This is a genomic window from Sinomonas sp., assembly GCF_036848755.1.
Lineage (GTDB): Bacteria > Actinomycetota > Actinomycetes > Actinomycetales > Micrococcaceae > Sinomonas.
In genome coordinates, this window is record NZ_DAIUJO010000006.1 from 14719 (window position 1) to 27589 (window position 12871).

11 protein-coding genes are annotated in these 12871 nt (G+C 68.2%); 5 read left to right on the forward strand and 6 right to left on the reverse strand.

The window, feature by feature from the left end:
• Positions 1-40: 40 nt before the first annotated feature.
• Complete coding sequence (locus V7053_RS01670; RefSeq protein WP_334170525.1) at positions 41-691, forward strand: MBL fold metallo-hydrolase; 651 nt, start codon at positions 41-43, stop codon at positions 689-691.
• A 42-nt stretch (positions 692-733) separates the two neighbouring features.
• Here V7053_RS01670 and V7053_RS01675 read toward each other — a convergent pair whose 3' ends face one another.
• Positions 734-1540, reverse strand: a complete 807-nt coding sequence (locus V7053_RS01675) for a trans-aconitate 2-methyltransferase (RefSeq protein ID WP_334170526.1) — start codon at positions 1538-1540, stop codon at positions 734-736.
• Between the two features lie 35 nt (positions 1541-1575).
• Here V7053_RS01675 and V7053_RS01680 point away from each other — a divergent pair, with 35 nt between their 5' ends.
• From V7053_RS01680 to V7053_RS01690, 3 genes are read left to right on the forward strand one after another with little or no spacing between them, the layout of a single operon-like run.
• Positions 1576-4164, forward strand: a complete 2589-nt coding sequence (locus tag V7053_RS01680; RefSeq protein ID WP_334170527.1) for a DEAD/DEAH box helicase — start codon at positions 1576-1578, stop codon at positions 4162-4164.
• Between the two features lie 10 nt (positions 4165-4174).
• Entirely contained in the window at positions 4175-4729 is a 555-nt protein-coding gene (locus V7053_RS01685; protein WP_334170528.1) for a GNAT family N-acetyltransferase, read from the forward strand.
• The gene (locus V7053_RS01690; RefSeq protein WP_334170529.1) at positions 4726-6042 is read left to right on the forward strand and encodes an alpha/beta fold hydrolase; all 1317 of its coding nucleotides are present in this window, start codon (positions 4726-4728) and stop codon (positions 6040-6042) included. The genes V7053_RS01685 and V7053_RS01690 overlap by 4 nt, the downstream gene beginning before the upstream one ends.
• A gap of 15 nt (positions 6043-6057) precedes the next feature.
• Here V7053_RS01690 and uvrB read toward each other — a convergent pair whose 3' ends face one another.
• Both uvrB and coaE read right to left on the reverse strand, forming a co-directional pair.
• A complete protein-coding gene (gene uvrB, locus V7053_RS01695; RefSeq protein ID WP_334170530.1) occupies positions 6058-8166 on the reverse strand; it encodes an excinuclease ABC subunit UvrB in 2109 nt (702 codons plus the stop codon).
• Positions 8167-8238: 72 nt separating this feature from the next.
• Entirely contained in the window at positions 8239-8877 is a 639-nt protein-coding gene (gene coaE / locus V7053_RS01700; protein ID WP_334170531.1) for a dephospho-CoA kinase, read from the reverse strand.
• A gap of 72 nt (positions 8878-8949) precedes the next feature.
• Between coaE and V7053_RS01705 the strand changes: the two genes are divergently transcribed.
• Entirely contained in the window at positions 8950-9627 is a 678-nt protein-coding gene (locus tag V7053_RS01705; protein WP_334170532.1) for an IMPACT family protein, read from the forward strand.
• Positions 9628-9639: 12 nt separating this feature from the next.
• Here the strand turns inward: V7053_RS01705 and V7053_RS01710 are convergent, their stop codons facing one another.
• The 3 genes from V7053_RS01710 to V7053_RS01720 form a co-directional block, all read right to left on the reverse strand.
• Entirely contained in the window at positions 9640-10089 is a 450-nt protein-coding gene (locus V7053_RS01710; RefSeq protein ID WP_334170533.1) for a flavodoxin family protein, read from the reverse strand.
• A gap of 180 nt (positions 10090-10269) precedes the next feature.
• Complete coding sequence (rpsA, locus tag V7053_RS01715; protein ID WP_334170534.1) at positions 10270-11733, reverse strand: 30S ribosomal protein S1; 1464 nt, start codon at positions 11731-11733, stop codon at positions 10270-10272.
• 179 nt (positions 11734-11912) lie between these two features.
• Entirely contained in the window at positions 11913-12848 is a 936-nt protein-coding gene (locus V7053_RS01720; RefSeq protein WP_334170535.1) for a polysaccharide deacetylase family protein, read from the reverse strand.
• Between the last annotated feature and the right edge of the window lie 23 nt (positions 12849-12871).

Genomic DNA, 12871 nt, shown 5'->3' on the forward strand with positions numbered 1-12871 from the left:
GCCGCGTCCACACGGTGCCGAGCCCGCCTAGACTGGCGCAATGACGAGCCTCATCCACGACCTCGACCACGTCACCGTCCGGAGCGTCTCGGTGGGCGACATGGACAACAATGTGTACCTCATCACGGCGAAGGAATCGGGGCAGCAGGTGCTCATCGACGCGGCCGACGACCTCCCCGCTCTCCGGCAGCTCCTCGAGGAGGGTGCACAGGACACGGCCCAGCCGGCCCGGCTCGCGCTCATCGCGACGACGCATCAGCACTGGGACCATGTCCGGGCCCTTGAGGGACTCGTTGCTGAAACGGGCGCCCGCACTGCGGCGGGACGGCAGGACGTTTCCGGCATCCCCGTTCCGGTCGACGTCGTCCTCGACCACGGCGATGTGGAGCACTTCGGTGGTTTCGACCTGAGCGCGGTGCACCTGCGGGGCCACACGCCCGGCTCCATCGCGTACGTCCTGAAGGACGGCGCGGCGCCGTACCTCATCTTCTCCGGCGATTCGCTGTTCCCGGGTGGGGTCGGCAACACCCAACAGGACCCCGACCGCTTCGCGCTGCTCTTCGGCGACGTCGTCGAGCGGCTCTTCGACGTCTATCCGGACGAGGCGGTCGTGCTCCCCGGCCATGGCCTCCCCACGACTCTCGGAACGGAACGCCCTCAGCTCGACGTGTGGCGGGCACGCGGCTGGTAGAGGGCGGCATCCCGCGGCGCGCAGGGCGGCGAGCAGCTGCCGCTAGAAGATGCCCGCCGCGGACGGCTTCCTCCCGACGCAGAAGAGTCGTCGGAAGGGGTAGACCGTCCCGTACTCGCGGGCAGGATACGCGTCGAGGAGCAGCTGGTTGTACTGCTCCTCGAACTGGGCTCCTTCTTCGGGGCTCAGCGCGTCCAGGACGGGGCGGAGGGCGGTGCCTCGGACCCAGTTGAGCACGGGGTCCTCCCCCAGGAGCACCTGGCAGTAGGTCGTCTCCCAGACATCGGCCTCCCACCCCGCGGCGCGCATGAGGTCGAGATAGTCCGGGGGCTCCCCCACCGCGTCGGTGTGGCGCAGGACGCCGCGCAGGCGGCGCTCCCACTGCGAGGACTGGGCGAGCTCACGCAGCAGCATGTGGGACGGCGCCCCGAAGTTCCCGGGAACCTGCACCGCGAGCCACGCGCCCGCCGCAAGCTGCTCGAGCCACCTTCCCATGAGCGCCTGATGGCCCGGCACCCACTGCAGCACGGCATTCGAAACGACGACGTCGACGTCGTCGTCGGGGGCCCAGGCGACGATGTCCCCGAGCCGGAAGCTCAGACCCGGCCGCCCCGGCGTCGTGCGTTCGGCCGCAGCAATCATCTCCGGCGAGCTGTCGATCCCCTCGACGACGGCGTCGGGCCAGCGGTCTGCGAGCGCGGCCGTGAGCGTCCCGGGCCCGCAGCCGAGGTCGACGACGTGCAGCGGCGCATCGGCCCCTACCCGCGAGGTGAGGTCGAAGAAGGGGCGCCCCCGGTGGTCGCCGAAGCGGACGTAGAGGGCCGGATCCCATGTGGGCGAAGCGCTCATGGCTCCAACGCTAGTGCGGATAGGCTGGAGGCGCCATGAGACTTGACCAGCTCCTCCCCGACGTCGGCCGCGCCGATGATGCCAGCATCCTCCCGGAGGCGCTGCCCGACGCCGTCTACGAGCGATTTGTCGCATGGGCGGAAGGCCGAGGCCTCTCGCTCTACCCGGCTCAGGACGAGGCCGTCATGGAACTCGTGCAGGGGAACAACGTGATCCTCGCGACGCCGACGGGCTCCGGCAAGTCACTTGTCGCGATCGCTGCCCACTTCTATGGCCTCGCGACGGGCCAGCGCAGCTATTACACCGCGCCGATCAAGGCCCTCGTCTCGGAGAAGTTCTTCGCGCTGTGCGAGATCTTCGGGGCCGAGAACGTCGGCATGGTCACCGGCGACTCGTCAGTCAACGGCCAGGCCCCCATCATCTGCTGCACCGCGGAGATCCTCGCGAACCATGCCTTGCGCGAGGGAGCGGCAGCGGAGCTCGGACCGGTTGTCATGGACGAGTTCCACTTCTACTCTGACCCGCAGCGAGGGTGGGCGTGGCAGGTTCCGATCCTCGAGCTCCCGCAGGCGCAGTTCCTGCTCATGAGCGCGACCCTCGGCGACGTGAGCCGGTTCGAGCGCGAGCTCACCGAGCGCACTGGGCGGACGACGACGACGGTCGCCGGCGCCGAGCGGCCCATACCCCTGCATTACTACTACGAGGAGAAACCGGTCCACGAGACGCTCGAGGAGCTGCTCGCGACAAAGCAGGCGCCGGTCTACGTGGTGCACTTCAGCCAGCTCGAGGCGATCGAACGGGCCCAGCAGCTCATGAGCGTCAACGTGTGCACGCGCGAGGAGAAGGACCGCATCGCCGAGCTCATTGCCCACTTCCGCTTCGCGGCCGGGTTCGGGAAGACGCTCAACCGCCTTGTCCGGCACGGCATCGGGGTGCACCACGCCGGGATGCTGCCCAAGTACCGGCGGCTGGTCGAGCAGCTCGCCCAGGCAGGGCTTCTCAAGGTCATCTGCGGGACCGACACGCTGGGGGTGGGGATCAACGTCCCGATCCGCACCGTGCTCCTGACCGCACTCAGCAAGTTCGACGGCCAACGCACTCGGCATCTGAACGCCCGCGAGTTCCACCAGATCGCGGGACGTGCTGGCCGCGCCGGGTTCGACACGGCCGGAACCGTCGTCGTCCAAGCTCCTGAACACGTCGTCGAGAACAACCGCGCGCTCGAGAAGGCCCGCGCGAAGTTCGGCGACGACGCCCGCAAGCTGCGGCAGGTGGTCAAGAAGAAGCCGCCGGAGGGCTTTGTCTCGTGGGGGCACCCGACGTTCGAACGGCTCGTCGAGGCATCGCCCGAGCCACTCAGCTCGAGCTTCACAGTCACGCACGCGATGCTGCTCAATCTCGTGGCACGCCCCGGGAACCCTGTGGTGGCCGCACGTCGCCTCCTCGAGGAGAACCACGAGCCCCGCGTCATCCAGCTACGGCTCATGCGACGGGCCCTCGGGATCCTCCGGGAACTCCTCGCCGCGGGCGTCGTCGAGCGGATCCCCGAGAACGAGTTGAGCGCCGACGATCTCGCGACGGGACGGACCCTGCGCCTCACCGTCGATCTCCAGGAGAACTTTGCCCTCAACCAGCCGCTCTCGCCGTTCGCGCTTGCCGCCCTCGATCTGCTCGACCCCGAATCGCCGCCGTACGCCCTCGACGTCGTCTCAGTCATCGAGGCGACGCTCGAGAAGCCCCGGCAGATCCTCTCGGCGCAGCTCAAGCGGGCGCGTGCAGACGCGGTGGCCGCGATGAAGGCCGAAGGTGTCGAGTACAGCGAGCGCATGGCGGTCCTCGACACCGTCACGTACCCCGAACCGCTCAAGGAGCTCCTCGAGGCAGCTTTCGAGGAGTACCGGAAGCACGCGCCCTGGGTCGGTGATTTCGAGCTCGCGCCCAAGTCGGTCGTGCGGGACATGTACGAGCGGGCCATGGACTTCGGCGAGTTCGTCCAGTTCTACTCGCTCGCACGCAGTGAAGGGATCGTGCTTCGCTACCTGACCGACGCCTACAAGGCGCTGAGCCAGACGGTGCCGCAGGATTCCCTCCGAGAAGACCTCGAGGACCTCGTCGCATGGCTCGGCGAACTCGTGCGCCAAGTCGACTCGAGCCTTCTCGACGAGTGGGAGGAGCTCACGAGCGGGCACGAACTGCACCCCCACGACGTGCCTCCTCCCCCGCCTCCTGCCCTCACCTCGAACCGGCGCGCATTCCGGGTCATGGTGCGCAACGAGCTGTTCCGGCGCGTAGAGCTGTTCGCCGACGAGGACTCTGCCGGCCTCGCCGAGCTCGACCGCGATTCCGCCGTCGACGGCGCGCCCGGTTTCGGCGCCGACGCCTGGGAGGACGCGCTCGATGCGTACTTCGACGAGCACGACGACATCGGGACGGGACCGGATGCGCGGGGCCCGCAGCTGCTCATCATCGACGAGCAGCCCCGGGTGTGGCACGTCCGGCAGATCTTCGACGACCCGGCTGGCAACCACGACTGGGGCTTCTCGGCGGACGTCGACCTAGAGGCCAGCGACGAGGCGGGTTCCGCCGTCATCCGAGTGACCCAGATCGGACGGCTCGGCGGATAGGTTGGGGAACATGGCGTATCCACCCGAAGCCGCGCGCCTCCGGCGCGCTGATTCTCCCCACCCACCCGAAGCCGCGCGCCTCCGGCGCGCTACCCCTGACGACGTTCCGGTCATCCTCGAGCTGATCGGCGACCTCGCTGCCTACGAACGCGAGCCGGACGCCGTGAAGAATACGGTGCCAGTCCTGACCGAGCAGCTCTTCGGCGATAATCCGGCGATCTTCGCGCACGTCGTCGAAGAGGACGACGCCGCGGGACCTTCCCGGATCGCAGGCTTCGCCCTCTGGTTCCTCAACTACTCGACGTGGGAAGGCACTCACGGGATCTACCTTGAGGACCTGTACGTGCGCCCCGAAGCGCGGGGACGGGGCTATGGGAAGGCCCTGCTCCAGGAGCTCGCCCGCACCGCCGTCGAGCGGGGCTATGCGCGGATGGAATGGAGCGTCCTCACCTGGAACGAGCCCTCGATCGGCTTCTACCGAAGCATCGGAGCCCACCCGCTGGACGAGTGGGACACCTTCAGGCTCACAGGCCGCAGCCTCACGGAATTCGGAACCCCTGCATGAGCCGAGAAGGTCTGGCGCGGCACCGCGTCCTCGGCCAGCACGCTTTCCGGGGCCTCCGTTCCACGGAGCACGTCTTCGAGGTCCCACTCGACCACGGGGACCCTGAAGGCGAGCACATAGAGATCTTCGCCCGCGAATACGTCTCTGCCGCCCATCCGGCCGAATCGACCGATCGCCTTCCATGGCTCGTATTCCTCCAAGGCGGTCCGGGGGGACGCGGAGTCCGGGTCACGTCCCTCTCCGGCTGGATGAAGGAGGCAGCGAAAGACTTCCGCATCCTCATGCTGGATCAGCGCGGCACGGGGCTCTCGGCCCCGGCCGACCGCCTCACCCTCCCGCTCCGGGGCAAGCCGAGAGACCAGGCCGAGTACCTCGTGCACTTCCGGGCCGACTCGATTGTCCTCGACTGCGAGGCGATCCGGCGCGCTCTGGGTTCGGGTCCGTGGACGGTCTATGGCCAGAGCTACGGTGGCTTCTGCACGCTCACCTATCTCTCCCTTGCCCCACAAGGGGTCAAGGAGGCTCTGATCACGGGCGGCCTCGCGCCGCTCGACGGACCGGCCGAGCGGGTCTACCGCGCGACGTACCCCCGCCTCGCCGCCCGGAACGCCCAATACTTCTCCTGGTATCCGGACGATTGCGGGCGCGTCGCGGAGATCGCGGACCACCTGCGGACGGTGTGCGAGCGCCTCCCCGACGGGAGCCGGCTCACGCCGGAACGCTTCCAGCTCGTGGGGAACCTCCTCGGCGGGAACACCCGCGTCGACACCCTCCACTACCTCCTCGAGGACGCCTTCACACGATCGGTCGAGGGACGACGCCTCACGGACGCCTTCCTCCTCCAGGTGCACGGGATCGTCACGCGTGCGCCCAACCCGCTCTACGCCGTCATGCACGAGTCGATCTATGGGCAAGGCGAATCCACCGGCTGGGCGGCGTGGCGGATCCTTGACGAGTACCCCGAGTTCCAGCCGCACGCGGCGGAGCCTCTCCTTCTCGGCGAGATGGTCTGCCCGTGGCTCTTCGAGCAGGATCCAGCCCTCGTTCCCCTTGCCGAGACGGCTGCGCTCCTCGCAGAGAAACCCGACTGGGGCGAGCTCTACGACCCGGCCCGGCTCGCCGAGAACGAGGTCCCAGTGGCCGCAGCCGTCTACCGCGACGACATCTACGTGGACCGCTCGCTCTCGCTCGAGACCGCGGGCAGAATCCGGGGCCTCAAGGTCTGGGAGACTGCCGACTTCCACCACGACGGCATTGCCGACGACGGCGAGGGCATCTTCGCCCGGCTCCTCGGCCTCGTGCGAGGAGCCTGAAGCAACGACTCAGGCTCAGGCGTGACCAGCGGCCTGCATCTGCCGCAGCTCCTTCTTGAGATCGGCGACCTCGTCGCGCAGCCGCGCCGCCAGCTCGAACTGCAGCTCGGCCGCCGCGCCGTGCATCTGCTCGGTGAGCTGCTCGATGAGTCCTACGAGATCCTCCGCCGGCGCAGCGGCGACTCGGTCGCGCCGCAGCTCCGCCTCAGCCTTGTCGGCCGGCGCCGGCGCCCCCTTGCGCTTGCCGCCCTTCGCGAGACGCTGGCTCTCGAGCAGGGCACGCGTGTCCTGGTCCTCGCGGAGCAGCTGGTCCGTGATATCCGCAATCCGCTTGCGAAGGGGCTGCGGATCGATGCCGTGCTCGCGGTTGAACGCGAGCTGGATGTCGCGGCGCCGGTTCGTCTCGTCGATGGCCCGTGCCATCGAGTCCGTGATCTTGTCCGCGTACATGTGCACTTCACCTGACACGTTGCGGGCCGCGCGTCCGATCGTCTGGATCAGCGACGTGGACGAACGCAGGAAGCCTTCCTTGTCCGCATCGAGGATGCTCACCAAGGAGACCTCCGGGAGGTCGAGGCCCTCACGGAGGAGGTTGATGCCGACCAGGACGTCGAAGACGCCGAGGCGGAGCTCACGGAGCAATTCGACGCGCCGCAGCGTGTCGACGTCGGAGTGGAGGTACTGGACCTTCACCCCATGTCCCATGAGGTAGTCGGTCAGGTCCTCGGCCATACGCTTCGTGAGGGTTGTGACGAGGACGCGCTCGTCGCGCTCCACGCGGTCGCGGATCTCGCCCAGGAGGTCATCGATCTGGCCCTTCGTGGGCTTGACCACGACCTGTGGGTCAACGAGCCCTGTCGGGCGGATGATCTGCTGCACGACGCCGTCGGACTTGCTGAGCTCGTACTTGCCCGGGGTGGCCGAGAGGTAGATGGTCTGGCCGATCCGCTCGAGGAACTCATCCCACTTGAGGGGCCGGTTGTCCATCGCGGAGGGCAGACGGAAGCCGTGGTCCACGAGCGTCCGCTTCCGCGACATGTCGCCTTCGTACATCGAGCCGATCTGCGGCACCGTGACGTGGGACTCGTCGATGACCAGCAGGAAGTCCTCGGGGAAGTAGTCGAGGAGGCAGTGCGGGGCAGACCCCGCCTCGCGTCCGTCGATGTGGCGCGAGTAGTTCTCGATGCCGGAGCAGAATCCCATCTGCTGCATCATCTCGAGGTCGTATGTCGTGCGCATGCGGAGGCGCTGTGCCTCGACGAGCTTGTTCTGCGACTCGAGCGTCTTGAGCCGGCCGGCGAGTTCATCCTCGATGGCGGTGATGGCCCGGTTCATCCGCTCGGGACCGGCCACGTAGTGGGAGGCGGGAAAGACGTACATCTCCTGTTCATCACGGATGACCTCACCCGTCACAGGGTGGAGTGTGTGGATGCTCTCCACCTCGTCCCCGAAGAACTCGATGCGGAGGGCTAGCTCCTCGTACATCGGGATGATCTCGACCGTGTCCCCGCGGACGCGGAACGTCCCGCGGTGGAAGTCGATGTCGTTCCGTACGTACTGCATCGACACGAACTTCCGCAGGAGCGCGTCTCGGTCGAGCTCCATGCCCTGCCGCAGGGTCACCATTCCGGCGACGTACTCCTCGGGCGTCCCCAGGCCATAGATGCAGGAGACCGTCGCGACGACGATGACGTCGCGGCGAGTGAGCAGCGAATTCGTCGCCGAGTGGCGCAGCCGCTCTACCTCCTCGTTGATCGAGGAATCCTTCTCGATGTAGGTGTCCGTCTGCGGGACGTACGCCTCGGGCTGGTAGTAGTCGTAGTACGAGACGAAGTATTCGACGGCGTTGTGAGGGAGGAGCTCGCGGAATTCATTCGCGAGCTGGGCGGCGAGGGTCTTGTTCTGAACCATCACGAGCGTGGGACGCTGGAGCTTCTCGATCACCCAGGCGGTCGTGGCGCTCTTGCCCGTGCCAGTCGCGCCGAGCAGCACGACGTCCTTCTCGCCGTTCTGGATCCGCTCCGCGATCTCCGCGATGGCCGTTGGCTGATCGCCCGCCGGCTGGTATTCGCTGACGACCTCGAAGGGGGCGACGACGCGGTTGATCTCCTGGGCAAGACTCATGCATCAAATCTACGCCGGGGTGCGGACAGGGCATGTCCGCATTCGCCCCCGGCTGACTTGCGTGGGACGCGTCTAGGACGCAGAGGGTGGCTCCGTCGCCGAGACCGTGCCGGTCCCTGCCCGGGGGGCCAGCAGGTCGTGCCAGAGCCGGTCGACGGCGTCGCGCAAGTCGAGAAGCGAGCCGGTGTTCTCGATCACGTAGTCGGCCGCCTTGAGGCGTTCCTCCCTCGAGGCCTGGGCCGCGATGCGTGCGCGCGACTCGTCGGCGGTTAGCCCGTTGCGGTCCCCCAGCCGGCGGATGCGGACCTCGTCCGGCGCGTCGACCACCACGACGACGTCGAAATCCGCCGCCTGCCCGGTCTCGACGAGGAGCGGGATGTCCTGGACGACGACGGCTTCACCCGGCGCTCCGGCGACGATCTCCGCTGCCCGGGCGCGAACTCGCGGGTGGATGATCGAGTTGAGCAGCTCGCGTCGCGGCGGATCCGCAAAGACCAAGCTGCCGAGCGCGGCCCGGTCCAGCCCGCCGTCGTCCTTGAGCATCCCCGGGCCGAACGCGGCGACGATCTCCGCCAGGCCGTCGGTACCCGGCTCGACGACCTCCCGCGCGATGAGATCGGCGTCGACCAGGACGGCACCCAGCTCAACGAGGCGCCGCGCCACCTCCGACTTCCCCGAGGCGATTCCGCCCGTCAACCCGACCCTCAGCACCCGACCAGACTATCCGTTACCCGCCATCCGACAGCACACGCTCCCGCGAGGGCCGAGCCCTACACTGGTGCGGTGACGTCGACCGCGAGCCGTGCCCTGCGCTACAGCACGATCCAGGGCGAGCATCGCCACGAGCTCGAGATCAGGCGCTCGCGTTTCATCACGGTCCTCCGGCGCGCCGAGACCGAGGAGGAGGCGCGCTCCCTCGTCGCGGAGCTACGGCGCGAATTCCACGATGCGCGGCACCACTGCAGCGCATTCGTCCTCGGACCCGACCGCTCGACCCAGCGAAGCAACGACGACGGCGAGCCCTCGGGGACCGCCGGAGTGCCCATGCTCGAGGCCCTTCTCAAAGGCAGCACGGTCGACGGCGAAGCCGACCTGAGCGACACGGCCGCCGTCGTCGTGAGGTACTTCGGCGGGATCCTGCTCGGTGCCGGCGGCCTCGTCAGGGCATACTCCGAGTCAGTGTCACGTGCCCTGGCCTCGGCCCCGCTGGTGCGGCGCCAACGGCTCCGGCTTCTCTCGGTCGAGGCGCCGCACGGCGCGGCAGGCCGGCTCGAAAACGACCTCCGGGCGTCCGGAGTGGCCGTTCTGGGGACTGAGTACGGCCCGACGGCCGCGATTCTGCGCCTCGCGATCGAGGACAGCGATGTCGCTGCCGCCGGTTTCTCGGAACGCCTCGCGACGCTCACGGGCGGGGGCTCTCCCGCCGCCGACCTCGGAACGTCCTGGGTAGACCTCGGCTAGCCGCCTCTGGCCTCACGCCTCTCGGACCGCCTGAGCGGCGAGTTCAGCACCCCAACGCTCTGCCCTCTCGAGCTCCCCGTCGAGCAGCGGCCCTTCCTTGCCCTCCACGTAGTACCACGTCGGTTCGGCCGCCTGCTCGGCGCCCGCGGCTTCGAGGCCCTTGGCGATCTTCTTCGCGGCGTCTCCGTGGAAGACGGACTTCACGCGCGTGTCGAACGATGCCGCGCGGATGCCCGCCAGCGACCCGGGCGCGAGCGCACTGAGCCAGCCGGCGACCTCCGGCAGGGGGCGCCACGCGTTGATCGGGCTTCCGACAACCAGCAGCGAACCAGGCTTCAGGTGTCCGGCATTGAACTTCTCGGCTTCAACCGCGTGGCTCTCCGCCCCGATGCCACGGGAGATAGCCTCCGCGATCTGGCGCGTGTTGCCGAAGTTCGACTCGTAGACGACGACTGCTTCCATCGTGGGTTCCTCCTTGGCTTTGCGCGGAAGACAGGCCCGCGCTCTCCCAGAGTAGGGACCGCATCGCAGCCGAGTCAGAGCCAAAGGGCCCACCAAACTGCGCGAAGGGCGGGCCCTGCAGGTGCAGAGCCCGCCCTTCGCGCGGAGACTTTCCCGGCGGCCGGAGTCAGCCGCGGCGGATCAGTTGCCCGTCAGCTTCTCACGAAGCGCGGCGAGAGCCTCGTCCGAGGCGAGCGTGCCGCTCTCCGGAGCCGGGGCCTCGGAGGAGTAGCTCGTCGGGACCGACTCGCGGCCGGAGGCCGCCGCGGCGTCGTCGGCAAGGTGCTGTGCAACCTGCTTCTTGTGCGCCTCCCAGCGGGACTGCGCGTCGGCGTACTGCTGCTCCCACGCGGCGCGCTGCGACTCGTAGCCCTCGAGCCACTCGTTGGACTCCGGGTCGAAGCCCTCGGGGTACTTGTAGTTCCCCTCCTCGTCATACTCCGCAGCCATGCCGTAGAGCGCAGGGTCGAACTCGGTCGACTCGGGGTCGACACCCTCGTTGGCCTGCTTGAGCGAGAGGGAGATGCGGCGACGCTCGAGGTCGATGTCGATGACCTTGACGAAGATCTCGTCGCCCACCGAGACAACCTGCTCGGCGAGGTCGACGTGACGCTCGGCAAGCTCGGAGATGTGGACGAGGCCCTCGATGCCGTCCTCGACGCGAACGAACGCACCGAACGGAACAAGCTTGGTGACCTTGCCGGGAACGACCTGGCCGAGCGCGTGGGTCCGCGCGAAGGTCTGCCACGGGTCTTCCTGGGTGGCCTTGAGCGAGAGCGAGACGCGCTCGCGCTCGAGGTCCACCTCGAGCACCTCGACCGTGACCTCCTGGCCGACCTCGACAACCTCGGAGGGGTGGTCGATGTGCTTCCACGAGAGCTCGGAGACGTGGACGAGGCCGTCGACGCCGCCGAGGTCCACGAACGCACCGAAGTTGACGATCGAGGAGACGACGCCCGTGCGGACCTGGCCCTTCTCGAGCTTGTTGAGGAAGGTCGAGCGGACCTCGGACTGGGTCTGCTCGAGCCACGCCCGGCGGGACAGGACCACGTTGTTGCGGTTCTTGTCGAGCTCGATGATCTTCGCCTCGAGCTTCTGGCCGATGTACGGCGCGAGGTCGCGCACGCGGCGCATCTCGACGAGCGAGGCCGGGAGGAAGCCGCGAAGGCCGATGTCGAGGATGAGGCCACCCTTGACCACCTCGATGACGGTACCGGTGACGACACCGTCCTCTTCCTTGATCTTCTCGATGTCGCCCCACGCGCGCTCGTACTGCGCACGCTTCTTCGACAGGATCAGACGGCCTTCCTTGTCCTCCTTCGTGAGGACGAGGGCCTCCACCTGATCGCCGACCGCCACGACCTCACCAGGGTCGACGTCGTGCTTGATGGAAAGCTCACGGGAGGGGATGACGCCCTCGGTCTTGTACCCGATGTCGAGGAGGACCTCGTCGCGATCGACCTTGACGACAGTGCCCTCTACGAGGTCGCCGTCGTTGAAGTACTTGATAGTGGCGTCGACGGCGGCAAGGAAGTCATCGGCAGAGCCAATGTCGTTGATCGCGACCTGCGGGGTGCCGGACTTCTCGGTGGAGGTGATGGTCATGTAGTAGGGGCTCCGATGTGGATCGTTAGTCGGTCAGGCAGCCCGGTCCCATGCCACACAGCACGGGTCAGGCATCCTGAAAATTGGATTGGAACAGCTGCGCAGTACGCGCCCGTCCAGTTTAGTCGGCGCCCTCAAGCCGGGTCAAAGCGAGGGCACGCCGGTCCGGCAACATTCAGCTACGCCGGGTGGCCCGGCACCGCGAGCCCGGACTGGGACAGCGTAGTGAACCGGATCCCGCGGCCGAGGAGCGCGGGCAGACCGGCCGCATATCCGGCCGCGGTGCCCGATCCGGGCTGGTTCATGTGGCTGATCACGATGTCGCCCGGTTCCACGGTCCGGAGCTGGGCGGCCACCTTCCACGCGGGGAAGGTGGCTCCGGCGTCGGCGTTGACGGAGAAGTTGAGCGGCACGAGGCCGGCGGCAGAGGTCGCCGCCGCCGTGATGTCGTCGTAGAACGCCGTGCCGGGTCGGAACCAGGGAACAGGTGCGCCGGCCAAGGAGGACACGCGCTCCTCGTTGCCGAGCACCTCCTCAAGGGCCGCGGCGAGCGACGCCGTGCCCGGAATACCGTAGGCGCTCCGCCCCGACACGGAGAGCGGGACGTGGGCCGTTCCATGGTTGCCGATCTCGAACAGCGGATCGGCGGCCAGTTCCGCGCTGAGCGACGGATTCTCCTCGATCCAGCGCGCGTTGAGGAAGAGCGTCGCGGGCACGCGGTAGCGCCGCAGCGTCTGGATGAGGGCCGCGTCGTACCGCGAGCCGCCGGGCCCTCCGCACGCGTCAAAGGTGAGCGAAACAGCTGTGGTCGCGGTGCGCGTCACGACGCCCGTCACCGCAAGGCCCCACTGTGTGGGCCGGCGGCCGCGGAACCGGTCCTCGATCGCCTGCCGTTCGGCGGCATCGAGCACGTGGGGCCGCACCCGCGTCGGGGTGGCCGAGGGCGCCGCAGCCGAAGGGTGCGCCGACGGAGCGGGTGTCTCGACGGCGGGCTCTGCGATCGTCGTCCCGGCGACCTGGGAGGACCCGCACGCCGTGAGGAGCGCACCCAAGGAGGCCGAACCCAGTGTGGACAGCACAGTGCGCCGCGAGGCGTGCGGCATCGAGGAGGGCATAGGCGCTCCGAGGTCCGGTGAGC